This is a genomic window from Luteibacter sp., assembly GCF_009912395.1.
In the GTDB taxonomy this organism is placed as follows: Bacteria; Pseudomonadota; Gammaproteobacteria; order Xanthomonadales; family Rhodanobacteraceae; genus Luteibacter.
Genome location: NZ_WNDO01000029.1, coordinates 1 through 25,118, shown reverse-complemented (window position 1 = coordinate 25,118; position 25,118 = coordinate 1). Strand labels below are relative to the sequence as shown.

Here is a 25,118-nt window from a genome sequence, read left to right as displayed (position 1 = left end):
GGTCAGTGATCGCCTTCGTGCGCCGGTGGCAGCGGGGCGCCGCCCAAGGCTTTGTATAGCGATACGTAGGCGAGGTCGCGTTCCGTCCGCGCCTGGAGCAGGGTCAGTTCGCCGCGGTCGCTGTCGATCTGGCCCTGGCGGGCCTCGAGCGGGCTGGCAAGCTTGAGGTCGACGCGGGTCTTCAGTGCCGCGACGCCGGCGGTCAGCGCCTGGGTGGCCTCGCGATTAGCCTGTTCGCGCTCGTACGACTGCTGCAGATCGCCCATGGCGGTTTCCGCCTCGGCCACGCCCTGCAAGACGGCCTGTCGATACGCGAGCACGGCCGCCTTCAATTCGTAGCCCTTCGCATGGGCGGCGGCGACGCGGCTGCCCCAGTCGAACAGCGGGATGTCGATTACCGGACCCAGCGAGAAGATGCCGCGCGAACGCGTGCGGCGATAGCTGGTGATGTCGGTCGACCACTGCATGGCCGCGCCGATCTGGAGGTTCGGGTACATCTGCGCGCGGGTCACGCCGAGTTCGCCGGCGGCGCGCAGCACGTTGGCCTCGGCGGCGGCGATCTCCGGTCGCGTGCGGACCAGGTCGGCGGGTGCGGTAGGCACGCGAAGCTCGCCCAGGTGGGGCAATTCGCCGGGTTCGAGCCAGGCCGGATCGGGTTCGCTGCGACCCAGCAGCAGGGCGAGCTGCTGAGCGGCCGCGTTGGCGGCCTTGCGCGGATCGGCCAGGGCGGCACGTGCCTGTGCCTCGGCCGCCCGTGCCTGAGCGACATCCTGCGTGGAGGCCAGGCGCAGGCCCTGGCGAACGCCGAGCAGGCGCAGTTGCTCCGCCTGGCCGTCCACCGTGCGCTGGAGCAGGATTTCCTGCTGCTGGGCGGCACGCAGTTCGATCCATTGGCGGACGACTTCGGCGATCAGGCTGACGCGGGCACCCTGCAAGGAGGCCTCGGCGTTGTCCAAGTCACCCTGGGCGACACGCTTGGCGCCCTTATAAGAGCCGAACAGGCCCAGTTCCCACGTGGAATCGAAGCCTGCGATGAAGAACGAGGCGCTGGCGTCGGGATCGATCGCGTCGTTGGTGCGCGCGTGCAGGTTGGGCAGGAAGCGGTCGCCGCTGTGGCGGTTCAGCAGGCGCGCGGCGCGGATGCGCTCGGCGGCCTGCTGGAGGTCGAGATTGGAGGCCAGGGCGTCGTCGACGAGCCGGTCGAGCTGCGCGTCGCCGAAAACGTGCCACCAGCCGCGCAGGTCGGGTGTCGCGGCGGCGCCTTCATTCGGCGTCGCGTTGCGGTATTGCGCGGGAAGATCGGTCTTGAGGTCGGGAGGCGCAATGCTCGCGCATGCTGTCATGACAGCTATCGTCAGCCCCACCATCGAGGCCCGGAGCAGGAGGCGCCGTGCGCCGGATTTACGTTGGTTCCTGTCTGCCGGACAGCGAGACGGCGACAATTGGGCGAACACGTAACTTCCTGTACAGGACGATGGAGGCCCGGACGCGATGGTCGGATCGATCACGTTCGGGGGAAATCAGGTGGCGAGAGAACCGGGCCAGGGACGCGTGAAACGCGTTCCGTGGGTGGGCTGCCGGTGGGGACCTCTCGTCCGGCACGGACATGATAACCGCCCAAGCTTTCGGCGGGCCAAGAATGCTCTGATCCCCTTTCATTCTCAAGCATTGCCCCAGCCGTAATTTAATGTGCATTGCACGTCGGACGGGAAAACAGTACCATTTTGGTCTGATTTCGACTGCCTTCCTATCCCCGATGCTCCGTGTCAGCCGACTGACAGACTATGCGACCGTGGTGATGACCTGCATCGCCGCGCACCCCGCCGATGTCCTCAGCACCGCCCAGATCGCCGACGAGGCGAGGCTGGAGCTGCCCACGGTCTCCAAGCTGCTGAAGCTGCTGGGGCATGCGGGCCTTGTGGATTCGTTCCGCGGGGTCAACGGCGGTTACCGCCTGGCGCGACCGGCGGAGGCGATCAGCCTCGCCGATATCGTCGAGGCGATGGAAGGTCCCATCGGGTTGACCGAATGCAGCATGGCCCATGGCCAGTGCGACCGGCAGTCCCAGTGCGGCGTCAGCGGTAGCTGGCAGTCCGTATCCGGGGCCATCGGTGGCGTGCTGCGCGGCATGACCCTGGCACAGATGCTGGCCGGCCGCCCTGCGGCGCCGGCCATTGGCGCGGCCGGTGCCGCGCAGGCAAACGCATGAACGAGAGCGAGAACATGACACGCGACGTGGCAGCGCCGGTGCGCGACAACGCCGAGGTCGAAGCGGCCCTCAACCGCCGCTACGAGGCCGGCTTCGTCACCGACATCGAATCCACCAGCCTTCCGCCGGGCCTGAACGAGGACATCGTTCGCCAGCTCTCGGCGATCAAGGGCGAACCGGAGTGGATGACCGAATGGCGCCTGGCCGCCTACCGCCACTGGCTGACCATGCCGGAGCCGGACTGGGCCAAGCTCGACATCGCCCCCATCGACTACCAGTCGGTGAGCTACTACTCCGCGCCCAAGGCCGGCCCGAAGTCGCTCGACGAGGTCGACCCAAAGCTGCTGGAAACCTACGAGAAGCTCGGCGTGCCGCTGCACGAGCGGGCCAAGCTCGCCGGCGTGGCCGTGGACGCGGTGTTCGACTCCGTCTCCGTCGGCACCACCTTCCGCAAGGAACTGGCCGAGGCAGGGGTGATCTTCTGCTCGATGTCCGAGGCCATCCGCGAGCACGGCGACCTGGTCCGCGCCTACCTCGGCAGCGTCGTGCCGGTGGCCGACAACTACTTTGCGGCGCTCAATTCGGCCGTGTTCTCCGACGGCAGCTTCGTGTTCATCCCCAAGGGCGTGCGCTGCCCGATGGAGCTGTCCACGTACTTCCGCATCAACGCGGTGAACACCGGGCAGTTCGAGCGCACGCTGATCGTCGCGGAAGACGACGCCTACGTGTCCTACCTCGAAGGCTGCACGGCGCCCATGCGCGACGAGAACCAGCTGCATGCGGCCGTCGTCGAGCTGGTGGCGCTGGAGCGCGCGCAGATCAAATACTCCACCGTGCAGAACTGGTACCCCGGCGACGAGAACGGCGTCGGCGGCATCTACAACTTCGTGACCAAGCGTGGCGACTGCCGCGGCGCGGACTCCAAGATTTCCTGGACCCAGGTGGAAACCGGTTCGGCGATCACCTGGAAGTACCCCAGCTGCGTACTGCGCGGCGACCGCTCGGTGGGCGAGTTCTACTCGGTGGCGCTCACGCACCATCGTCAGCAGGCCGACACCGGCACCAAGATGATCCACATCGGCAAGCACACGAAGTCGAAGATCGTCGCCAAGGGCATTAGCGCCGGCCGCAGCTCCAACAGCTATCGCGGTCTGGTGAAGATCGAGAAGGGCGCCGACGGCGCGCGCAACTATACGCAGTGCGACTCGCTGCTGATCGGCAAGAAGTGCGGCGCGCACACCTTCCCTTATATGGAAGTGAAAAACCCGGGCGCCATCGTGGAGCACGAGGCCACCACCTCGAAGATCTCCGACGACCAGCTGTTCTACTGCCTCTCGCGCGGCATCGGCGAAGAAGACGCCGTGTCGATGATCGTCGACGGCTTCTGCAAGCAGGTCTTCCGCGAGCTGCCGATGGAGTTCGCCGTCGAGGCCAAGAAGCTGCTCGAAGTGTCGCTCGAAGGCGCGGTCGGCTGATGGGTATCGTGGGTTCCGCTCCGGGGCTCACCGACCTGCGCGCGCTGCTGGCCGCGCTGGATCCGGTGCTGCATCCGGTGCCCAAGCGATTCCTGCACGTCTCGCACGAAAAGGCGCGCGAGCGCATGGCCGAGGCGCTGATGATGTTCCGCGAAGACGAAGGCACCACGCTCATCGTCGACGTGCATCCCGACGACGAGGCCGGCGAGCGCATGCGCTGGGCCTGCATCACGCTGCGCGTGCAGTCCAGCCTTACCGCCGTCGGCATGATGGCCGCCGTTTCCGCCGCGCTGGCCAAGTGCGGCATTCCCTGCAACCCCGTTTCCGCGTTCCTGCACGATCACATTTTCGTGCCCTGGGATCGCCGCGACGACGCGCTCGACGCGCTCTCGCACCTCACGCCCTGATGGACAGCACCGCCATGCACATGCTCAAGATCGACAACCTCCATGCCCGCATCGAAGGCAAGGAGATCCTGAAAGGCCTCTCGCTGGAGGTGAAGCCCGGCGAAGTGCACGCCATCATGGGGCCCAACGGCACCGGCAAGTCCACCCTGGGCAACGTGCTCTCGGGTCGCGACGGCTACGAGGTCACCGAAGGCTCGGTCACCTTCGACGGCCGCGACCTGCTGGCGCTGGAACCGGAAGAACGCGCCGCCGTCGGCGTGTTCCTGGCGTTCCAGTATCCGGTTGAGATCCCCGGCGTGAACAACACCTACTTCCTGCGTGCCGCGCTCAACGCGCAGCGGAAGTTCCGCGGTGAAGACGAACTGGACTCGATGCGCTTCCTCAAGCTGGTGCGCGAGAAGCTGAAAATCATGCAGATCTCCGACGAACTGCTGCATCGCGCCGTCAACGAGGGCTTCTCGGGCGGCGAGAAAAAGCGCAACGAGATCTTCCAGATGGCCGTGCTCGAACCGAAGCTCGCCATCCTCGACGAAACCGATTCCGGCCTGGACATCGACGCCCTCAAGCAGGTCGCCGAAGGCGTCAACGCGCTGCGCTCGCCGGACCGCTCGTTCCTGGTCGTCACGCATTACCAGCGCCTGCTCGACTACATCGAGCCGGACTTCGTCCACGTGCTGGCCGGTGGCCGCATTGTGGAGAGCGGCGACAAGACCCTCGCCCTCAAGCTCGAGGCCGAAGGCTACGCCTGGCTCGCCGACACGCATCCGGAACTGCGCAAGGCTGACCTCGCCGGAGCGCCGGCATGACCACCGCGCCATCCCCGTTCGTGCGGGCGGCGCTGGACGCCGCCGCGACCGTGCCGGCCAGCGGCATCGCGTGGCTGGATACCGCCCGTCGCGAGAACCTCGACGCCTTCGCGGATGCCGGCCTGCCCGAAAGCCGTAACGAAGCCTGGAAATACACGCCGTTGCGTGCGCTGGCCCAGCGTTCGTTCGCCCTGGCCGACGCCGGCATCGCCGCGTCCGCCCCGGTGGTGCCGGTCGTGTTGCCCGGAGTCGATGGCGCCCGGGTGGTGTTCGTCGATGGCGTGTTTCGCGCCGATCTTTCCTCGCTCGATGCCGGTCATGGCGTCGAGCTGTCGTCCCTCGCCGTCGCGCTTGTGGCCCAGCCGGAGCCGCTGCGTTTCGCGTTGGCGAACCGCTATCGCCGTGGCGCGGCCGATGCCTTCGCCCATCTGAATGCCGCGCTGGCAACGGATGGCGTGGTGTTGCGCGTCGCCGACGACGCGCGCATGGCGAAGCCGTTGCATATCGTCCATGTTTCCAGCGGCCTCCAGCCCGATACCGCCTGGCACGCCCGCGTGCTGGTGGAAGTGGGGAAGGGCGCGCACGCCGAGGTCGTGGAGCATTTCGTGTCCGTCGGTGACGGCGCGCAGCTGGGCACCGTGGTCGCCGACTACGCGGTTCGCGAGGGCGCGACGCTCGGCCTCGTGCTGCTGCAGGATGCCTCGGCCGCCACGACCCTGGTCCGCCGCGGTCATGTCCGCCTGGATGCGAAAGCCGGTGTCACGGTCCATGCCGTGGAGCTGGGCGGCGCCCTGGTGCGCCACGAACTGACCGCCGAAGTGCTCGGCGACGGCGCGCGTTTCGATACGCGTGGCGTGTTCGCGCTGTCGGGTCGCCAGCATGTCGACACCCAGCTCGAAATCCATCACAGGGCCCGCGACACCTCGTCCGACGCGCTCTGGCGCGGCATCGCTGACGGGCGTTCGCGTGGCGTGTTCCGTGGTGCCATCGTTGTCGCGGAAGGTGCCGACGGCACCGATGCCTCGCTGAGCAACAAGAACCTGCTGCTCTCGGCCCAGGCCGAGATCGACACCAAGCCCGAACTCGAGATCTACGCCGACGAGGTGAAGGCCGCGCACGGCGCCACCATCGGCCAACTCGACGAGCGTTCGTTGTTCTACCTGCGTTCGCGCGGCATCCCGTTGGTCCAGGCGCGCAGCCTGCTGACGCTGGCGTTCTGTCGTGCCGCGCTGGAGTCCCTGTCGAACGAAGCCCTGCGTGAGCACCTGGGTGAACTGCTGGTGGCGCACCTGCCGACCAGCGTCACCGAATAAGTCCGGAGCCAGCCATGAACGCCAAGCCCGAACCGGCCGTCCTGCCGCTCGACGTGGAGCGCATCCGCGCCGATTTCCCGCTGTTGTCGCGCACCGTGCACGGCAAGCCGCTGATCTACTTCGACAACGCCAACACCGGCCAGAAGCCGCTGTCGGTCATCGAGGCGGTCGACCGGCACTATCGCCAGCACAACGCCAACGTCGCCCGCGCCGTGCACCAGCTCGGTGAAGAGGCTACGTCGGCCTACGAGGGCGCCCGCGATGCCATCGCGCGTTTCATCAACGCGCCGTCGCGTGACGAGGTCATCCTTACCTCGGGCACCACGCAGTCGATCAACCTCGTGGCCTACAGCTACGCGCTGCCGAAGCTGAAGCCGGGCGATGCCATCGTCACCACGGTGATGGAGCACCACGCCAACATCGTGCCGTGGCAGCTGGTTGCCGAGCGCACGGGCGCCACGGTGAAGGCCGCGCCGATCGACGCCAACGGCGAGCTGATCCTCGAGGAATATTTCAAGCTGCTGACGCCGGACGTGAAGCTGGCCTGCGTCACGCACGTATCCAACGTGCTCGGCACCGTGAATCCCGTGCGCGAGATCGCCCGCGAATGCCGCAAGCGCGGCATTCCGCTGCTCGTGGACGGCTCACAGGCTGCCCCGCATCGTCCTATCGACGTGCAGGCCCTGGGCTGCGATTTCTACGCGATCACTGGCCACAAAATGCTCGCGCCGACCGGCACGGGTGCCTTGTGGGCCAAGCGCGAACACCTGATGGCGATGCCGCCGTTCTTCGGTGGCGGCGAGATGATCCGCGAGGTGCGCTTCGACGGCACCGTGTTCGCCGATCCGCCGCATCGTTTCGAGGCGGGTACGCCGAATATCGCGGGTTTCGCGGGTGTGAAGGCGGCCATCGATTACCTCGAAGGCATCGGCTTCGATCGCCTCAAGGCATACGAGCAGGACCTGCTGGCCTATGCCACCCAGGCGCTGGAAAGCGTGCCGGGCGTGCGGATCTTCGGTCGCGCGAAAGACAAGGAGCCGGTGATCTCGTTCCTGATCGAAGGTGCCCACGCCAACGATATGGCGACCTTGCTCGATCTCCAGGGCGTCGCCGTGCGCTCGGGTCACCACTGCGCGCACCCGTTGATGCAGTTCTTCGGCGTGCCGGCCACGCTACGTGCCTCGTTGGCGTTCTACAACACGAAGGCCGAGGTGGATGGTTTCATCGAGGCCATCGGGCGGGTCAGGAAGCTTTTGCTCTGATCGGGCCATCGCGCGCAAGCGCGCTCCTACACGAGAAAGCGCGCTAAACCTGTAGGAGCGCGCTTGCGCGCGATAGCCAGCCAAAGCGATAGAATTCGGACATGACCCCCGAACACATCTTCCGCTCCGGCACCCTCGCCGACGCCTCCGTCATCGCCGCTCTGGTCGAATCCGCCTACCGCGGCGACGCCAGCCGGGCCGGCTGGACCACCGAGGCCGATTTCCTCCACGGACGTCGTACCGACACCGTGGAAATCGAAGAACTCCTTGGCAGCGACAACGGTCGCTTCGTCCTGCTCGAGCGCGATGGCATGGTGGCGGCCTCGTGCTACATCGAGCGCCAGGGTCCGGTCTGCTATTTCGGCATGTTCTCGGTCCACCCACCGTTCCAGGGCACGGGCATCGGTCGCCTCGTCATGGCCGAGGCCGAGCGCATCGCCTTGCAGGAGTGGTCCTGCGAGCGTGTCGAAATGACGGTGATCGATATCCGCGACGAGCTGATCGCCTGGTACGAGCGCCGCGGCTACGCGCGCACCGGCCGCACCAAGCCCTTCCCGTACGGCGACGATCGCTTCGGCCTGCCGCAGCGCGACGACCTGCGCTTCGAATACCTCGTGAAGGCGCTCGGTTGATGGACAGCTGGATCCGCGTCGGCACGCGCAGCGAGCTGCTGCCGGGCGAATACCGCGTGGCCTGGGATGGCGACACGGCCATCGCCGTGTACAACATCGATGGCGACCTCTATGCCATCGAGGACGTCTGCACCCACGACGGCGGCGAACTGGCCGGCGGCCCGGTCATCGGCCACGAGGTGGAATGCGTGCGGCACGGTGCGCGATTCGACGTGCGCACGGGCGAGGTCACCTGCCCACCGGCCTACGAGCCGGTCGCGACGTTCCCCGTGAAGGAAGAAAACGGCGCCATCTGGACCCGCGACGACCGCTGAATGCGTTAGTCCTCACGCAAAGTCGGTGGCGCGCAAGGTCCTGCGACCCGTAAGCTTCGCGCCTGCGCGTCCAGTCCCCGGGGAATCCATGCCACCGAACGACCATCGGCGCGCCGTGCTCGCGTTCGCGCTCCTGTTCGTTCTGTACCAGGGCGCCGAGGGTATCGGCGGCCACCTGCTGGGCCTTTTCTGGGTCCAGGCCGCTTTCATGACCGCCATGGTCGCCGCCGCGTGGCCCGTGGGTCGCTGGCTTGGCTTCCGTGGCTACGATGCCTATGCGCTGGAGTGGCGCCGCGCGGCCCCCGTGATGCTGGTGGGCGGCCTCATGCTGGCGCTGCTGGTGAAGTACGTGGCTGTCTGCGTGGGTATGGCGCTCGATATCTACGCGGCCCGCGCACGCGACGCCACGCCTATCGGCGCCGTGTCCTTCCTGTCATCGATCCCCTGGGCACTGCTGGTGACCTTCCTGCCGTCGATCGCTGAGGACATCCTCACGCGCGGCTTCCTCTGGCGCGCCATCCGCCCTCGCTGGCCGGCGGCCTGGGTGTTCGTGCTGGCCTCGTCGGCCCTCTATGTGGCCAACCACGTGTTCCGCCTGGGCGGTGGCCTGCCGGGTTTGGTCATGCTGTTCTGCTTCGGCCTGGCCTATGCGACGGCGGTGGTGCGCACGGGCTCGCTCTGGCTGGCGGTGGGCCTGCACTGGGGCTGGAACCTCGCCAATATCCTCATCGGCGACATCCTGCCGTTCGAGACCGTGTCGCCGCGGTGCTCCGACGTGCTGTCGGCAGCGGCTCACCTGGTCCTTTTTGGCGTCATGTTCGCCATTCCGTCCGTCGACGAGGGCGGCGAGGCCGATCCCGAACCGGCCAGACGATGCTCAGTAGTGGTAGACGAAGGCCAGGGTCTGGGTGAACTGGTTCCGGTTGCCGAAGCGGCGCACCAGCGGGCTGGCGGCCGCATTGCCTAGCAGCCGGCCATAAGTGAGACCCAGGGCGAAGCCGGTGCGCTTGGAGGTGGGGATGAACGCGTCGTAGCCCAGGCTGGTCTGCTGCCTGCCACCGCCGGGATGCCAGGGGCGCGTGCCCAGGTTGTCCGCCTCGGTTGGCGTGATGCCGAAGAAACGCCGCATCGCCGCCCCATCCATGCCTTCCACCAGCACCTCGAGCGAGTGCTCGATGTACCAGACGTTCGGCAGCTGGTAATCGGCATAGATACCCCAATAGGAGCCCGCCCCATCGAGGTCGTGGGCCACGTGGGCGCCCACGGTGAGCCGCTTGTCGATGTCGTATTCGAGGTAGCCGCCGCCGATGAATCGTGGTGAAAGCGAGGCCACCTTGCCGCCCAGATGGCCCAGATCGTCATGGGTCCGGCCCCACAGCCAGTTGCCGTAAATGCCCCCGTGCCAACGGTCATCACCCAAAAGGTCGATTGTTAAGCCGTCTGTAGTGGATAATTCACCGGTCCCCGGCAGGTCGATGTCCACATACGGAATCGCCTGGTTGCGGTGGTCTTTCGAGCCTTGCCAGGTGGGCATGCGTTGCATGCCGGCACCGAATGCATAGGTCGGGGCCTGATCCTCGGCGTGAGCGGCGGAGCAGGCCAACATAAGCACGGAGACGGCGATGAGCCAGCGACGCATGCATGGAACCTTGTCGGGAAAGGGGCGCGAGAATGCCACATCTCCCGTATATCGGGCCTTCACGGTAGGGAAAGGGATCGGAAAGGATGCTCACGTAGCCTTTACATCAACCTGGAATAAGGCTGTAACGACGTGGTGAGCAACTCCTCCTGGAACATCCTCTGCGACTTCGACGGCACCATCGCCGTGGAAGACGTCATCGATTCGCTGCTCGACAATTTCGGCCGTCCCGGCTGGGAAGTCCTCGAGCGCGACTGGCGCGCAGGTGTCATCGGTTCGGCCGTGTGCATGGCCGGCCAGGTCGCCCTGCTCGACATGGATCGCCCGCAGCTCGACCGCCACCTCTCTGGCCTGCGCATCGACCACGGCTTCGCCGCGTTCGTGAAGGCCACGATTGCCCATGGCATCCCCATGGAGATCGTCAGCGACGGCCTGGACCACGCGATCCACGCGATCCTCGCCAACCACGGCATCGCCAGCCTGCCCACCGTGGCCAACCACCTGAACCAGGCCGGTCCGCGCCAGTGGAACCTGACCTCGCCGTTCAGCGCCCCGGGCTGCCGCAGCGGCACCTGCAAGTGCGCCCGCGTGGCCTCGGCCAAGGCGCGTGGCGGCAAGACGCTGCTGATCGGCGATGGCGCCTCCGACTTCTGCGCGGCCGACCGCGTCGACTTCGTGTTCGCCAAGAACCGCCTGATCGAACACTGCCGCGCCGCCGGTATTCCTTACGCTCCGATCGCCAGCTTCGACGAGGCGCTCGAGCTGCTTCCCGCTTTGCTCGACGGTCGCCTGCCTCCGCAGGCCGTCATCCCCACCTCCCTGCCGAGCTCCCAGGAACTTTCTGCATGAACGTGTTTGCCAAGAACTCCGACGTCGTGATCGACGACGCGACCCTGCTCGCCGACGAAGCCAAGTACAGCTCCTTCGGTGACACCGTCCATTACGTCGACCCGCCGAAGATCTTCCGTCACGCCGAAGGCAGCTACATCTACGACAGCGAGAACATCCCGTTCCTCGACCTGCAGATGTGGTACTCGGCGGTCAACTTCGGTTACGGCAACAAGCGCCTCAACGATCGCCTTAAGTCGCAGATCGACCTGCTGCCGCAGGTGGCCAGCCAGTACCTGCACCAGGGCAGGATCGAACTCGCCAAGACCATCGCAGTCGACGCCAAGCAGAAGTTCGGCCTCGACGGCCGCTGCCACTTCAACGTGGGTGGCGCGCAGGCGGTGGAAGACTCGCTCAAGCTCGTGCGTAACGCCCGTGGCGGCAAGAGCCTGATGTTCGCCTTCGAAGGCGGCTACCACGGCCGTACCCTCGGTGCGTCGTCCATCACCTCCAGCTACCGCTACCGTCGTCGCTTCGGCCACTTTGGCGAGCGCGCGCAGTTCATCCCGTTCCCGTATCCGTTCCGTCGCCCGAAGGGCATGACGCCGGAAGAATATTCCGACGCCTGCGTGCGCCAGTTCGAGCGCCTGTTCGAAACTGAATACAACGGCGTGTGGGATCCGAAGGTGGGCGAGGCCGAATACGCCGCGTTCTACGTCGAGCCGATCCAGGGCACCGGCGGCTACGTCATCCCGCCGAAGAACTTCTTCATCGACCTCAAGAAGGTGCTCGACAAGTACGGCATCCTGATGGTCGTCGACGAAATCCAGATGGGCTTCTGGCGCACGGGCAAGCTGTGGTCGATCGAGCACTTCGGCGTCACGCCGGACGTCATCGTCTTCGGCAAGGCCCTCACCAACGGCCTGAACCCGCTGTCGGGCATCTGGGCGCGTGAAGAGCTGATCAACCCGACCGTGTTCCCGCCGGGCTCCACCCACTCGACGTTCAACTCCAATCCGCTGGGCACCGCCCTGGGCCTGGAAGTGATCAAGATGGGCTACGAGCTCGACTACGAAACCAAGGTCGCGGAGAAGGGCAAGCACTTCCTCGAAGGCCTGCGTGACCTCCAGAAGCGTCACAAGGAAATCGGCGACGTCGACGGCCTCGGCCTCGCGCTGCGCGCCGAGATCTGCACCGACGACGGCTTCACGCCGAACAAGGCGCTGCTTGACCGCATGGTCGACATCGGCCTGGCCGGTGGCCTCACCCATGAAGGCAAGAAGATCGGCCTCGTGCTCGACGTGGGCGGCTGGTACAAGAACGTCATCACGTTCGCGCCGTCGCTCGACATCAGCCACGATGAAATCGACCTCGCCATCGCACTGCTCGACCAGCTCCTGACGCTGGCCAAGCGCGCCGGCTGATCGATCGGTAAAGACCCGGTGGCGTTCGTGAACCAGCTCGAGCCGGATTCCCTGCTCGGGCACTTCCGGCGCCATCCGCCGCCGTTGTTCCATCCCATCCCCGCGGCGGATGGCGCGCCACTTTTCGTGGCGCCGTTCGACCTCCTCACGACCGCCGACGAAGACCTTCGTCGGCGTGTTGCGTCATGGCCGCTGCAGGGCGTGCTCAAGCGCCTGCTCACCCAGCGAACCTGTTTCGCCGGCACCACGGTGTCGGAGTATTCGCTGTTCGTCGCCTCCAGCGACCCGGTGAAGGTGGCCCGTGACTGGATCCGCCAGTTCGGCAGCGAGAACCCGCTGCTGATCGTGAAGGACCTCGCGCTGGATTCGCCGCTTACCTCAGCGGCCGATCGCGCATGGACGGAGCGCTTCGTCGACGCCGCCCGCGACGTGGGCTACATCATCGTCGAGGGCCAGGCGCTGGCTTACGTGCCTATCGATTTCACGTCGATCGACGACTATCTGTCGCGCCTATCGTCGTCGCGACGGAAGAACCTCCGTCGCAAGCTGCGTTCGCGCGAAAAGCTTCGCGTGGAGCGCATTTTCACGGGTGACGCCTTCGCCACCGATGCGATGGTCGATACCTACTATCGGATGTTCGAGAACGTCTACGATCAGAGCGAGATCCACTTCGACAAGCTCAGTCGCGACTTCTTCGCCGCCGTGCTGCGCGATCCGGGCGCCGTCGTCTTCAGTTACTACGCGGACGATGCGCTGATCGGCTGGAACCTCTGCTACGAGCACGACGGCAAGCTGCTCGACAAGTACGTCGGCTTCTCGTATCCGGCGGCGCGCGACCTCGATCTCTATTTCGTCAGCTGGTTCGTCAACCTGGAGTACGCGCTGGAGCGCGGGCTCAGCCACTACGTGGCCGGCTGGACCGATCCGGAGGTGAAGGCGCAGCTCGGTGCGCGCTTCCACCTCACGCGACACGCCGTGTTCGTGCGCAATCCCATCTTGCGCACGGTGCTCAGGCGTTTCGCCCACCATTTCGAATCCGATAGCCAATGGGAGGCCCACGATGCGGCAGCCGGTCGTTCTTGATATCGACGGCTCGCTCGGCCCCCTGGCGCGGCGCATCGTGTTGCCGTTGCGCGAGTGGGAAGAGACGATCCGCTTCGGTTGCTCCCTGAGCAACATGCAGCGCTTTTCCCGCGCGATCAACGACACCTTGCCGCGCGAGCATGGCACCGTGTTCCTCGGCAGTGGCGATTTCCATCACCTGACCTGGCCGCTGATCGAGCGCGTGCCGGGCAGTGAACGATTCCAGGTGGTGGTGCTCGACAACCACCCGGACAACATGCGCTTCCCGTTCGGCGTGCATTGCGGTTCGTGGGTGCGCCGGGTGGCGATGATGCCGCGCGTCTCGCATGTGCATGTCATCGGCATCACCTCATCGGATATCGGGCGCGGCCATTCCTGGGAGAACTACCTGGGTCCGCTGCGTGCCGGCAAGCTCACCTATTGGTCCAATGCCGTGGATGTTGGCTGGGCGTCCCGTGTCGGTCTCGGCCATGCGTTCCGTAGCTTCACGTCGTCCGAGGCGATGGTCGATGCCTTCGTCGATGGGCAGATGGGCAGCAGCGAACCGACGTACCTGTCGATTGACAAGGATGCCTATGCACCCGATGTCGCCATGACCAACTGGGACCAGGGCACGCTCAGCGAAGCCGGCGGCTGCGCGATCATCGACTCGCTGCGCGGTCGCGTGATCGGCAGCGACGTCACCGGCGAGATCTCCCGCTACCAGTACACCACCTGGTGGAAACGCCGCCTCAGCGCGATGGACGGCCAGGAAGACATCGACCCGACCCGCCTTGCCGCCTGGCAGGCGCAACAGCACGCGTTGAACATCCGCCTGCTGGCCTCGATCCACCGCTGAATCCATGTAGGAGCGCGCTTGCGCGCGATGGGTGCTCGTGGCAGCCCCCATCGCGCGCAAGCGCGCTCCTACAGTAAGACTTACCAGCGGCCGATCAGGTGCTGCACCAGCAGGCTGGTCAGCGCCACCGCCGCCCATACACCGAGGCCGAGCAGGATCGGGCGAGGGCCGGTCGAGGCCATGCGGCGCAGGTCGGCGGAGAGGCCGATGGCGGTCAGCGCCACGATGATCAGGCACTCCGCGACGAAGTGGATCACCGGCAGCGCGGCTTCCGGAATCACACCAGCCGTACGCACGGCCGAGGCGACCAGGAACCACAGGATGAACCACGGGAAGATCTTCGCGAGACTGAAGTCGCCTGCGCCGCCGCGCTTCTGTTTCCATGCGACGACCAGCGCGATGACCAGGCAGATCGGGATGATCAGCGTGGCACGCGTCAGCTTCACGATGGTGGCGTAATCGCCGGCAGCATGGCTGTAGCTGTAGCCGGCGGCCACCACGGACGAGGTGTCGTTGATCGCCGTGCCTGCCCAGAGGCCAAAGCCCAGGTCCGACAGGCCGAGCCAGTGACCCAGCGCGGGAAAGGTCAGCACCGCGACGAGGTTGAACAGGAAGATGGTGGAGATCGCGAATGCCGTGTCGTGCTCGTCCGGCTTGACGATGGGCACCACCGCGGCGATCGCCGAGCCGCCGCAGATCGCGGTGCCGACACCGACCAGTAGCTTCAGCATGTCGTGGACACGCAGCAGGCGACCCAGGCCCCAGGCAGCCAGACCCGCCGCCGCGACGGTGGCGAGGGTCACCGACAGCGACTCCATACCTGTATGCGCGACCTGGGTGAGGCTGAGGCCGAAGCCCAGCGCGATGATCGACCATTGCAGCACCTGCTTCGAGGCGAAGCGGATACCTGGTTGGAAGCGCGCCGAAGGCGGCGCGAAATGACGGACGAGGATGCCGAGGACAATGCCGCAGACAGCGCCGCCCACCAGGGGCATCAGGCGGCCGAGACCATAGGCGACGGCGGCCACGGCGAAGGCGAGGGCGACGCCGGGAAGGCGGGAGGGTTCGGACGGAGTATGGGGGAGGGAGACGGCGGCCACGGGGTGAATCCTTGCTTGGGACAGGTGAATTGTCCGGCGCGGCCACTCATAAGCATATTGAAAATGATTTATTCAGTGTATAAATCTTACTTATGCATAGCGTCAGCCCCCGCCAACTGGACGTCTTCGTCGCCATTGCCACCACCGGCAGCGTCAGGGCCGCCAGCGAGCGGCTGTTCCTCAGCCAGCCCGCTGCCTCCATGGCGCTGGCCGAACTGGAGCGGCAGATCGGTGCCCCCTTGTTCGACCGCGAGCGCGGCCGGCTCCGGCTCAACGATCGTGGGCGCGAGTTGCTGCCGCTGGCTCGTGAGCTGATCGAGCGTCATGCGGAATTCGGTCGGCGCGCACAGGGCGGCACCACGGAGCTGACCGGCGAGATCGGCGTGGGCGCGAGCAACACCGTCGGCAACTACCTCGTGGGCGATCTGCTGGGGCCATTCGCCGAGGCCCATCCCGGCGTGTCGTTGCGACTGGGCGTGGCGAACACCGCGCAGATTGCCCAGGGCGTACTGGACCATGCCTATGACATCGGTTGCGTGGAAGGGCCGGTCACGCATCCTGCCTTGGAGTCGCGCCCGTGGCGCGAGGACCGGCTGGTCGTCTGTGCGCGTCCTTCCCATCCGCTGGCGGGGAAGAAGCGCTTGCGTCGCGAGGATTTCGCCGGGGAGCGTTGGGTGCTGCGCGAACGCGGTTCCGCGACACGTGCGCTCAGCGAACGCGCGCTCGCCGAATTGCCCGAAGGGCATACGGTGCTGGAACTGGATCAGTCCGAAGCGATCAAGCAGGCGGTGATCGCCGGGCTCGGTATCGCCTGCCTGCCAGAGGTGGCGGTGACCGACGCGGTGCAAACCGGACGGTTGCAGGTGTTGCAGACACCGTTTCTCGATCTGCGCCGTACGTTATCGGTGTTGTTGCATCGGCAGCGATATCGCGGGGCGGTGCTGGAGGCGTTTCTTGGAACGTTGGAAGGAAAGCCGTAGGGAGCGCGTCGCGAACACCGTTTTCATCGCGCTGGGTTCCTGTTTTCACAGGAACGACGAGCTCGCGAACCGTCGTTCCAGCGAACGCTGGAACCCAGCGCGAGGCGATCGGTTATCGCGCCGCGGCCTCGTACGTAAAGCCGATGCGACGCCCTCGCCATGCTGGCGAACCGAGGCGCTGGGTTCCTGTTTTCACAGGAACGACGAGCTCGCGATCCGTCGTTCCAGCGAACGCTGGAACCCAGTGCGATGCGGTCGGTTTTCGCCAGGACGCCGCTACAGCTCTAAACGCCCAACACACTCCGGTTCTTACCGTTTCGCTTGGCCTCATACATCGCTTCATCCGCCGAGGCGACGAGTCGATCGTAGATATCGCCCTGCTGGAACAGCGTCACGCCGATGCTCGCCCCGATCCGAGCAGGAATACGTAGGTCGGCCACATTCAACACATAAGGCTCGGCGATCACCTCGCACAAGGCCTTACATCGAGCGAGAGCCGCATCACCATCGGAGGTGTCGTTAAGGAGGATCGCGAACTCGTCGCCACCCAGGCGCGCCACGGTGTCCGTGCCTCGCGTGCGTGCGTCGATGCGTGACGCGATAGCCTTCAGCAGTTCGTCGCCGGCCGCGTGGCCATGTCCGTCGTTCACGCCCTTGAACCCGTCGATATCGAGATAGGCCAACGCGAACGACGGTCCGCCGGTGTTCGCGGTATCGATGGCGCTTTCCAGGCGTTCGCGAAACAGCACGCGATTCGGTAGGCCGGTCAACGCATCATGCATGGCCTGGTGGCGAACCAGTTGTTCCATGCGAGTGCGCTCGGCCACTTCGCGAGTGAGCTGCTCATTACGCTGCGACAGCTCGTCGAGCGCCTGCTGAAGCAACGCACGCGCCTTGTACAGTTCGAGGAAGATCTTCACCTTCGACTGCAGGATCACGTCGTTGATCGGCTTGGCGATGTAATCCACCGCGCCGGCCGTGTAGCCCTTGATGCGGTTGATGTCGTCCGAGTAGGCCGCCGTGACGAAGATGATCGGCGTCTCGCTGAGATGGTCGTTCTCGGAGATCAGCTGGGCGACTTCAAACCCATCCATCTCGGGCATGTTCACATCGAGCAGCACCAGCGCGAACTGGTGATCGAGGCATAGCACCAACGCATCGTTACCGTTGGAGGCTTCGAAAATCTCGGCCTCGGAACGTGCGAGCAGGCGGCGCATCGCGACGAGGTTGGCGGGGGTATCGTCGACGACGAGGATCTTGGGGCGCATCGTATTCATGACATACACAATCGGTTGAGCTCGGCCGCGATGGCGTCCAGCGGTAGGCAGGCGTCGGCGCCTGCCACCTCCAGGCCGGCAAGCGGCATGACATCGACTTCGGCGGAGGAAGGGTCCTGGATCACGGCGTAGCCTCCCGCGTCGCGCACGGCCTTCAGGCCGTGGGCTCCGTCGGAATTGGCGCCGGTCATCAGTACGGCGACGAGCCCACCCTGCCATGCGGCCGCTGCGGTCTCGAACAACACGTCGATCGATGGGCGCGAGTAGGCCACCTTCGCATCGACATTGAGGGAAAAATGGGCGTCGCTTTCCACCAGCAGGTGATAGCCGGTCGGGGCGACGTACACGGTACCCGGATCGATGGCCGCGCGTTCGCGCGCCTCGGCCACGGGCAACGGACAGTGATGCTGGAGCAGTTCCACCAGCAGGGACACGTCGGGCGATCCCGTGTGGCAGCAGATCACCACGGGCACGGGCAGGCGCGGATCGAGACCGGGCAGAACGCGTTCGAGGGCCAGGAGCCCTCCCGCGCTGCATCCCATCGCGATGGCCGACCGCGTGCTCATTTGCGCAGCGGCCTCGCACCGGAACCACCGACCTGGTAGATCCGCAACGCGCCGTCGATGTCGGCGAAACCCGCCGCTGCCGGCGAGAAATCGATATTTTCGCGCGTGCCCAGGCAAAGGACGCCGCCACGCACGAGGCTGTCGCGGAACAGGCCCAGCGTCCGGTCCTGTAACGCATTGCTGAAGTAGATCAGCACGTTCCGGCAGAGGATCAGGTGCGCCTCGCAGAACACCTCGTCGGTGACGAGGTTGTGGTTGAAGAACGTGACGTTGCGGCGCAGCCGCTGGTCGAGCTTGATGAAGTCGTATCGTGCGCTGTAGTAATCGCTGAACGAGTGCGCGCCACCGGCTTCGATATAGTTGCGCGACCACTCGCGCGCATCGCGCGTGGCATAGATGCCTTCGGTGGCCATCGCCAGCGCAGCATCGTTGAAGTCGGTGGCGTAGATACGCGAGCGCTCGTAGAGCCCGGCTTCTTCCAGCAGGATCGCCAGCGAGTAGACCTCCTGTCCGTGCGCGCAGCCCGCCTGCCAGATATTGATCTCCGGATAGGAGGCCAACACCGGGAGCACCTTGTCGCGCAGCGCTCGGAACACCGCCGGATCACGGAACATCTCTGAGACCGGCACCGACAGCCCTTCGATCACGCGCGGCAGGAAATCGTCTTCGTGCAGGATGCGGTTCACCAGCTCAATGATGGTGCCGGTATCGTGCGTGCGCACGAGCTGCTGCACGCGCCGCTTGAGGGAGGCCGGCGCGTACTCGCTGAAATCGTGCCCGTGGCGCAATTGCATGGCGCGCACGAACAACTGGATTTCAATGTCCTCAACGTCCACCTCAGGTCCTTGCCGGCAGCCAGACGCGGATCATCGAGAGCAGGCGGTCGATATCGATCGGCTTGGACAGGTAATCATTGGCGCCCGCTTCCAGGCATTTCTCGCGGTCGCCGCGCATCGCCTTCGCCGTGAGCGCGATGATCGGCACCTTGGCCACGGCCGGCCGCGCACGGATGGCGCGGGTTGTCTCGTAGCCGTCCATCACGGGCATCATGATGTCCATCAGCACCAGTTCGATCGCGGGATCCTTGTCCAGTGTGTCGAGGGCTTTCTGGCCGTCCTGCGCCATCGTCACCTCGATACCCTTCGCGCGCAGCACCTTCGACAGCGCGAACAGGTTGCGCATGTCGTCGTCCACCAGGAGCAGGCGCCGGCCACGCAAGGTGGCCTCGTCCACGCCGCCCGCCGGCGTTGCCGCTTCCGAGCGCGCGCCGCCGCCATGGCGGATCGAGTGCAAGAACAGGCTGACCTCGTCGAGCAGGCGGTCCGGCGAGCGAGCGCCCTTGACCACGATGCTGTCGGTGTACTGGCGGATGCGCATGCTTTCCTCGCGGGAAAGATCGCGACCTGAGTACACCACCACCGGCGGCGTATGCCCGCTGCGCGACAGGTGCTCGAGGAACTCCATGCCCGACATACCGGGCAGGCCGAGGTCGAGCACGATGCAGTCATAGGCGGTGGCGGTGCAGCGTTCGAGGGCTTCCTCGCCCGAGGCGGCCTCGTCGATTGCCACCGAATCGTCCTTCAGCAACGTGCGCACGGCGGCACGCGCGCTGGCGTCGTCGTCGACTACCAGCAGGTGGCGCGTACGTCCGCTCGCGAAATGCAGCAGGCGCTCGAAGGCGGCGGAAATGGACTCGCGGCTCACCGGCTTGGTGAGAAAACCCACCGCGCCAAGTTCGAGGCCGCGGGTCGAGTCGTCCGTGGCGGAAATGAAATGCACCGGGATGTGTCGCGTACCCGCGTCGGCCTTCAGGCGCTCGATGACGGTCCAGCCGTCCATGCCCGGTAGCATGACGTCGAGCAGGATGCCGGTGGGGCGATACTGCCGGGCCAGCGCGAGGCCGGATTCGCCATCGCCCGCGGCCAGCACGCGGTGACCCTTGCGATGGATCATGTCCGCGAGGATGCGCGCGAAGGCGGGGTCGTCTTCCACCACCAGGATCGCGGTGTCGCCTGGCGACAGCGACGCGCGGTCGTCGGCGATGCTGTCCGCGATGAGGGAGGGCGAAAGGGGCAGGGTGGCCTCGGCGGCGGCCTGCTGGAGCGGCACCGGCTCCGGACGCGTGCCGCTGTCGGGCGCCTCGTCAGGCAGGAAGATGGTGAAGGTGCTGCCCTTGCCGGCCTCGCTTTCCAGCGTGATGTCGCCACCCAGCAGGTTGGCGATGCGCCGCGAGATGGCCAGGCCCAGGCCCGTGCCGCCGTACTGGCGGCTGGTGCTCGCGTCCACCTGTTCGAAGGCGTGGAACACGCGCTCGAACTTGTCGGCGGGAATGCCGATGCCCGAGTCGGTGACGGCGATCATCACCGTATGCGCGGGGTCCATGCCCGTCGGCAGCGTGGCGCCGGCCACCGGCCGCGCGATGCGCAAGGCGACGCTACCTTCGGACGTGAACTTGAAGGCGTTGCTCAGCAGGTTGTTCGCCACCTGTTCCAGCTTGCCGCCGTCGGTGCGGATCGTCTCAGGCAGGCCCGGCTGCAACTCGACCACGAAGCGAAGATCTTTTTCCTGGGCCACGTGGTTGAACGTGCGGCCCAGGGTGCGGGCAAGGTCGGTGAGGGAGAAGCCGTCGAGCATCAGCTCCATCTTGCCGGCCTCCACCTTGGACAGGTCGAGGATGTCGTTGATGAGGCGCAGCAGGTTGCTGCCGGCATCGTGGATGATGCGCGCGGATTCGACCTGCTCGCCGGTAAGGTTGTGCTCGTCGTTGTCCGCGAGGCTGCGCGACAGGATCAACAGGCTGTTGAGCGGTGTGCGCAGCTCATGCGACATGTTGGCGAGGAATTCGGACTTGTACTGGCTGGCGCGCGCCAGTTCCTCGGCCTTGTCCTGGGTTTCCTTCTGCAGGGATTCCAGGGCGTCCTTCTGCTGGTTGAGGGTGACGCTCTTCTCGCGCAGTTCCTCGTTGGACGCGTGCAGCTCTTCGGTCTGCACACGCAATTCTTCCTCCGAAGCGACAAGGCGCTGGGATTGTTCCTCCAGCTCGGCGGTCTTGTTCTTGAGCTCTTCGTTGGTCTCGCGCAGGTCTTCCTGCTGGCGGCGCATGGCTTCCTCGGAAGCGCGCAGCTCGTCGGCCTGGCTCTGCGTCTGGCCCAGCAGCACGCTGGTGCGCAGCGCGCGGGTGAGGTTCTCCAGCGACAGCGCCACCACCGGCATCAGCTCGTCGAGCAGGCGTTCTTCCACGGCGGACAGATGCGCGAAGCTGGCGATCTCGATCACGCCCAGCAGCGTGTCGCGCGACACCACCGGCACCAAAACAACGCTACGCGGCGACGCTTCGCCCGTGCCCGAGTGGATGCGGGTGTAGTCGTCGGGCACGTCCTGCAGCACGATCGTGCTGCGCTCGATCGCCACCTGGCCCACGAGGCCTTCGCCCAGCGCGTACTCGGTGGTGACGTGGCGACGCTGCTTGAAACCGTAGCTGCCGATCAGCTCCAGGCGCGAGGTCTCTTCGCGGAACAGGTAGAAGACGCCGACGCCGGCCTTGAGCGCGGGCACCAGCTCGGTGACCAGCGTATCGGCGAAGTCGCGGTAGGTGGTGGCTTCCTGCAGCTTGCTCGACACCGTGGAAGCCACGGACTTCAGCCAGGTCTGCCCGGCCGTCTCGATCGCCATTTCCTTGAAGATCTGGAGCGCGCGGGCGATCTCGCCGATTTCGTCGCGGCGGCTCAGCTGGCGCACCTCGATGCTGTGGTCGTGCGCGGCCAGGCGCGTCATCAGCTCCGTCATGCGGACGATGGGGCGCGTGATGAGGCGGAAGGTCATCATGATGACCGCCGCGCCGAACAGCAGGCAGATCACCAGCGAGGCGATATTGAGGTACTTGGTGGTCTTCAGCGTGCTGTCGAGTTCGCCGTTGCGGAGGTCGAGCAGCTTTTCCTCGGTGTCCGACATGTCGTCGATGAGCTTGCGGATGTCCGTCATCAGGACGGTGCGACGCGCCAGGTAGCTTCGGCGGATGGTGTCGCGGGCGACAAGGCTCTCCGGCGTGATCTCCGTGCCCGTGGCCCGGATCGGGTCCAGGGCCATCGTCTTCACTTCGGTCTTCCAGCGATCGAGCATTTCCTGGAGGCGATCGATGCGTCCCTGCTGGAGCGGGTTGTCCGAGGTGAGCTGGCGCAGCTTGCCGACGCTGGTCGCGAGGTCGCGGTCGGCCGTCTCGAAGTCCGCGTACTCGTCGTTGGACAGGTTGAGCAGGTAGCCCCGCGACGCGACCTGGCGCGATTGCGCGTCCCCGCCCACATCGGCCAGGGTCAGTAGCACCACGTAGGTATGGCGCGACCAACTGCGGGTCTCGCTTTCCCGTCCCATGGAGATGAGGTTGGCGATGCATGCCGCCACGAACAGCACGAGAAGCGCGCCGATGGCGATCACGATCTTGCGCTGGAGGGGCTGGTCGGCCAGCCAGTGACGCTGCTTTTCTTCAGAGGACATGCGATGACCGGTGAGGGGCGGGAACGTGGGGCGGACAGCCCCTTCGGTAGTACATCGAAACAATGTGACCCTTCCATGGTCGTGTCCACATTATCCGCGATCCGTCAGGCGGTTGGCGCGCTCCGGCGCCACGGCGGAGGCACCAGGCTACCCCGGCGAAGCGCCAGGGAGAGGAACAGCGCGGTCACCATGGAACAGATGCCCACGCTGACCACCGACGCCTCCACGCCGAAGGCACCGCCGGTCACCCAGTTCGGGCCCTCCATGTGGGAGGCGAGCAGGCCCCGTTGTTCGAAGCCCGACACCGGGATGCCGTAGACAAGACCCTGCGTCAGGTTCCAGGCGGCATGGGCGCCTATGCAGGCCCAGAGCGAGCGGGTCAGGTGGAAGAGCAGGCCGATCAACAGGCCGGCCTCGATCGCGATGGCCACGGCGACCCAGGTGGTGGCATTGGGGTTGGCCAGGTGCAGGCCACCGAACAGCGCCGCCGACACCAGCAGCGCGGCCCAGGTGCCCAGGCCTTCCTCCACGATGCGGAACACGATGCCGCAACTGATGATCTCCTCGCCCACACCCGCGCCGACGCCCATCACCAGGATCGGACCCAGCCAGTCCAAGTTGTGGTTGACCCCGTCCACCCGGTAGGCGCCCAGAGCCCAGAGGGCGCCGACGATCAGGGAGAAGACCGCGACGCCACCGGCCATGCCCATCAGCAGATGGGGTACGGCCTTGCGCGGCGCCAGTTCCGACACCTTGCGCGACTCGATGAAGCGGACGAGCAGCCAGTACGCCAGCACCGCGGGAAACAGGCGGAAGAACGCGATCAGCGGGGTGACATCGCGGAAGGCGAGCTGCCCATGCGGCAGCCCCAGGGCCGAGTAGACCCGGCCGGAGGCCAGGCCGATGAGCGCGGTGGTGATGAAGAAGATGACGATCCGTCCCAGGGGCGAGCGGACGATGCGCGCGAGGCGATCGGGACGGGGTGGCGCAGATGGGTTCATGAAGGACTCGACGGCAGGTTTGCGCAAGGAGTCTACGCAGGCATGATGGCGGACAAAACTCCCGCTCGCGTCGCTGGCTCCACCCGCCCCGGAACACCCCGATGTCCAAGCCGTCCGAGAACGACCCGTCCAGCCCCCTGAACCGTCGCGAGCAGACCTTCCCCCGCCTCGATACCGAGATGGCGGGACGGATCGCCGCCTACGGCCAGGAGGAACACGTCCCCCACGGCACGATCCTCTTCCAGCGCGGCCAGCGCCGGGTGGATTACTTCTTCATCCTCGATGGCTGCATCGAGATCTACGACCACGCCGAGGACGGCAGCCCGCGCATCTTCAATGTGCACGGCCCCAGCCAGTTCACCGGCGAGGTGGACCTCTTCAGCGAGCGCCAGGCCATGGTCAACGGCCGCACCGGCGCCGATACCCACCTGGTCCGCATCGACCCGGCGGGCTTCCGGAAGATGGTCTCCGCCGAGCCGGACATCGGCGAGATCATCATGCGTGCCTTCATCCTGCGCCGTGTGGGCCTGATCCAGACCGGGCAGGGCGGCGTGACGCTCGCCGGCTCCGCCCATGCCGCCGACACCGTGCGCCTGCGCAGCTTCCTCATCCGCAACGGCTATCCGTATCGCCTGCTGGATACGGACGTGGACGACGACGCCCGCCACCTCATCGACGGCTTCGGCCTTGATCCGTCCGAATGCCCCGTGGTGATCCTGCCCGATCGCCGTGTGCTGCGATGTCCCTCCACGGGTGCGCTGGCCGACGAACTGGGCATCACCATTGAACTCGACGGCACCCACGTCTACGACGTGGCCGTGATCGGCGCCGGCCCCGCCGGCCTCGCCGCCGCCGTGTACGCCGCCTCGGAAGGTCTCGACACACTGGTGCTCGAAGCTCTCGCCCCCGGCGGCCAGGCCGGCACCAGCTCCAAGATCGAAAACTACCTGGGCTTCCCCACCGGCATCTCCGGCCAGGCGCTGGCCGGCCGCGCCCAGGTGCAGGCGATGAAGTTCGGCGCGCACATGGCCATCGCCCGTTCGGTGGAACGCATGGATTGCAGCAGCCATCCATACCGCCTGCACCTCGACGACGACAGCGTCGTCTCCGCGCGCTCGGTGGTGATCGCCACGGGCGCGCGCTATCGCAAACTGGTGCAGGTCGACTACGAACGCTTCGAAGGGCAGGGCATCCACTACGCCGCCACGGCGATGGAAGCCACGCTCTGCGCCGGCGAGGAAGTGGTAGTGGTCGGTGGCGGCAACAGCGCTGGTCAGGCGGCAGTGTTCCTCGCGCGCACCGTCGCCCACGTCCACATCCTCGTCCGCGGCGACGGTTGATCTTGCCCCCGTTTCACGGACACCCCTATAAGCGATTAACTATCGCAATAGGAGGTGGACGATGACCAAGAGCAAGGCAGGCAGAAAGGGGCAGGAGTTCAGCCTGGAGTTCAGGCAGCAGGCACTGTTGCGA

Annotated in this window: 23 protein-coding genes; 15 read left to right on the top strand and 8 right to left on the bottom strand. The window is 66.0% G+C overall.

Going from position 1 to position 25,118, the window contains the following annotated elements; translation table 11 throughout:
- Positions 1-2: 2 nt before the first annotated feature.
- Positions 3-1,343 carry a TolC family protein gene (locus GAK28_RS20515; RefSeq protein WP_291783875.1) on the bottom strand — a complete coding sequence of 447 codons (1,341 nt, stop codon included), beginning with the start codon at positions 1,341-1,343 and terminating at the stop codon, positions 3-5.
- Positions 1,344-1,756: 413 nt separating this feature from the next.
- Here GAK28_RS20515 and GAK28_RS20510 point away from each other — a divergent pair, with 413 nt between their 5' ends.
- The 9 genes from GAK28_RS20510 (at position 1,757) to GAK28_RS20470 (ending at position 9,385) form a co-directional block, all read left to right on the top strand.
- The gene (locus GAK28_RS20510; RefSeq protein ID WP_291783873.1) at positions 1,757-2,209 is read left to right on the top strand and encodes an SUF system Fe-S cluster assembly regulator; all 453 of its coding nucleotides are present in this window, start codon (positions 1,757-1,759) and stop codon (positions 2,207-2,209) included.
- Between the two features lie 14 nt (positions 2,210-2,223).
- On the top strand, positions 2,224-3,684 hold the full coding sequence (sufB, locus tag GAK28_RS20505) for a Fe-S cluster assembly protein SufB (protein ID WP_291783964.1): 1,461 nt from the start codon (positions 2,224-2,226) through the stop codon (positions 3,682-3,684).
- The gene (locus GAK28_RS20500) at positions 3,684-4,091 is read left to right on the top strand and encodes an ACT domain-containing protein (RefSeq protein ID WP_291783871.1); all 408 of its coding nucleotides are present in this window, start codon (positions 3,684-3,686) and stop codon (positions 4,089-4,091) included. Before sufB ends, GAK28_RS20500 begins: the two co-directional genes overlap by 1 nt.
- A gap of 20 nt (positions 4,092-4,111) precedes the next feature.
- A complete protein-coding gene (gene sufC / locus GAK28_RS20495; RefSeq protein ID WP_291783961.1) occupies positions 4,112-4,897 on the top strand; it encodes a Fe-S cluster assembly ATPase SufC in 786 nt (261 codons plus the stop codon).
- A complete protein-coding gene (sufD, locus tag GAK28_RS20490) occupies positions 4,894-6,210 on the top strand; it encodes a Fe-S cluster assembly protein SufD (protein WP_291783869.1) in 1,317 nt (438 codons plus the stop codon). Before sufC ends, sufD begins: the two co-directional genes overlap by 4 nt.
- Before the next feature lie 14 nt (positions 6,211-6,224).
- On the top strand, positions 6,225-7,472 hold the full coding sequence (locus GAK28_RS20485) for a cysteine desulfurase (RefSeq protein WP_291783867.1): 1,248 nt from the start codon (positions 6,225-6,227) through the stop codon (positions 7,470-7,472).
- A gap of 101 nt (positions 7,473-7,573) precedes the next feature.
- On the top strand, positions 7,574-8,104 hold the full coding sequence (locus tag GAK28_RS20480; protein ID WP_291783865.1) for a GNAT family N-acetyltransferase: 531 nt from the start codon (positions 7,574-7,576) through the stop codon (positions 8,102-8,104).
- Entirely contained in the window at positions 8,104-8,418 is a 315-nt protein-coding gene (locus tag GAK28_RS20475) for a non-heme iron oxygenase ferredoxin subunit (RefSeq protein WP_291783863.1), read from the top strand. The genes GAK28_RS20480 and GAK28_RS20475 overlap by 1 nt, the downstream gene beginning before the upstream one ends.
- Before the next feature lie 88 nt (positions 8,419-8,506).
- On the top strand, positions 8,507-9,385 hold the full coding sequence (locus tag GAK28_RS20470) for a type II CAAX endopeptidase family protein (RefSeq protein WP_291783861.1): 879 nt from the start codon (positions 8,507-8,509) through the stop codon (positions 9,383-9,385).
- Here GAK28_RS20470 and GAK28_RS20465 read toward each other — a convergent pair.
- The gene (locus GAK28_RS20465; RefSeq protein ID WP_291783859.1) at positions 9,296-10,057 is read right to left on the bottom strand and encodes a MipA/OmpV family protein; all 762 of its coding nucleotides are present in this window, start codon (positions 10,055-10,057) and stop codon (positions 9,296-9,298) included. The two genes, GAK28_RS20470 and GAK28_RS20465, sit on opposite strands and share 90 nt — an antisense overlap.
- Positions 10,058-10,192: 135 nt before the next feature.
- On the opposite strand from GAK28_RS20465, the gene GAK28_RS20460 reads away from it, so the two are divergent.
- Genes GAK28_RS20460 through GAK28_RS20445 form a run of 4 tightly spaced genes read left to right on the top strand, consistent with a single transcriptional unit; the run spans position 10,193 to position 14,230 of the window.
- Positions 10,193-10,906 (top strand): MtnX-like HAD-IB family phosphatase, encoded by a 714-nt coding sequence (locus GAK28_RS20460; RefSeq protein WP_291783857.1) that lies wholly within the window; start codon positions 10,193-10,195, stop codon positions 10,904-10,906.
- Complete coding sequence (locus GAK28_RS20455; RefSeq protein WP_291783855.1) at positions 10,903-12,309, top strand: aminotransferase class III-fold pyridoxal phosphate-dependent enzyme; 1,407 nt, start codon at positions 10,903-10,905, stop codon at positions 12,307-12,309. Before GAK28_RS20460 ends, GAK28_RS20455 begins: the two co-directional genes overlap by 4 nt.
- A 27-nt stretch (positions 12,310-12,336) precedes the next feature.
- Positions 12,337-13,392 (top strand): GNAT family N-acetyltransferase, encoded by a 1,056-nt coding sequence (locus GAK28_RS20450; protein WP_343161892.1) that lies wholly within the window; start codon positions 12,337-12,339, stop codon positions 13,390-13,392.
- On the top strand, positions 13,370-14,230 hold the full coding sequence (locus GAK28_RS20445) for a hypothetical protein (protein WP_291783851.1): 861 nt from the start codon (positions 13,370-13,372) through the stop codon (positions 14,228-14,230). Before GAK28_RS20450 ends, GAK28_RS20445 begins: the two co-directional genes overlap by 23 nt.
- An 80-nt stretch (positions 14,231-14,310) precedes the next feature.
- Here the strand turns inward: GAK28_RS20445 and GAK28_RS20440 are convergent, their stop codons facing one another.
- Complete coding sequence (locus tag GAK28_RS20440) at positions 14,311-15,330, bottom strand: putative sulfate exporter family transporter (protein WP_291783848.1); 1,020 nt, start codon at positions 15,328-15,330, stop codon at positions 14,311-14,313.
- Between the two features lie 92 nt (positions 15,331-15,422).
- On the opposite strand from GAK28_RS20440, the gene GAK28_RS20435 reads away from it, so the two are divergent.
- Entirely contained in the window at positions 15,423-16,310 is an 888-nt protein-coding gene (locus GAK28_RS20435) for a LysR substrate-binding domain-containing protein (protein WP_291783847.1), read from the top strand.
- 284 nt (positions 16,311-16,594) lie between these two features.
- On the opposite strand, the gene GAK28_RS20430 is transcribed toward GAK28_RS20435, so the two are convergent.
- From GAK28_RS20430 to GAK28_RS20410, 5 genes are all read right to left on the bottom strand, one after another.
- Positions 16,595-17,587 (bottom strand): diguanylate cyclase, encoded by a 993-nt coding sequence (locus GAK28_RS20430; protein ID WP_291783845.1) that lies wholly within the window; start codon positions 17,585-17,587, stop codon positions 16,595-16,597.
- A complete protein-coding gene (locus GAK28_RS20425) occupies positions 17,584-18,153 on the bottom strand; it encodes a chemotaxis protein CheB (protein WP_291783843.1) in 570 nt (189 codons plus the stop codon). Before GAK28_RS20425 ends, GAK28_RS20430 begins: the two co-directional genes overlap by 4 nt.
- A complete protein-coding gene (locus tag GAK28_RS20420; RefSeq protein ID WP_291783841.1) occupies positions 18,150-18,989 on the bottom strand; it encodes a CheR family methyltransferase in 840 nt (279 codons plus the stop codon). The genes GAK28_RS20425 and GAK28_RS20420 overlap by 4 nt, the downstream gene beginning before the upstream one ends.
- 1 nt (position 18,990) lies before the next feature.
- Positions 18,991-22,644 carry a response regulator gene (locus GAK28_RS20415; RefSeq protein ID WP_291783839.1) on the bottom strand — a complete coding sequence of 1,218 codons (3,654 nt, stop codon included), beginning with the start codon at positions 22,642-22,644 and terminating at the stop codon, positions 18,991-18,993.
- A gap of 104 nt (positions 22,645-22,748) precedes the next feature.
- Entirely contained in the window at positions 22,749-23,645 is an 897-nt protein-coding gene (locus GAK28_RS20410; protein WP_291783837.1) for a type II CAAX endopeptidase family protein, read from the bottom strand.
- Between the two features lie 101 nt (positions 23,646-23,746).
- Here GAK28_RS20410 and GAK28_RS20405 point away from each other — a divergent pair, with 101 nt between their 5' ends.
- Positions 23,747-24,985 (top strand): FAD-dependent oxidoreductase, encoded by a 1,239-nt coding sequence (locus tag GAK28_RS20405; protein WP_291783835.1) that lies wholly within the window; start codon positions 23,747-23,749, stop codon positions 24,983-24,985.
- The last annotated feature ends 133 nt before the right edge of the window (positions 24,986-25,118 follow it).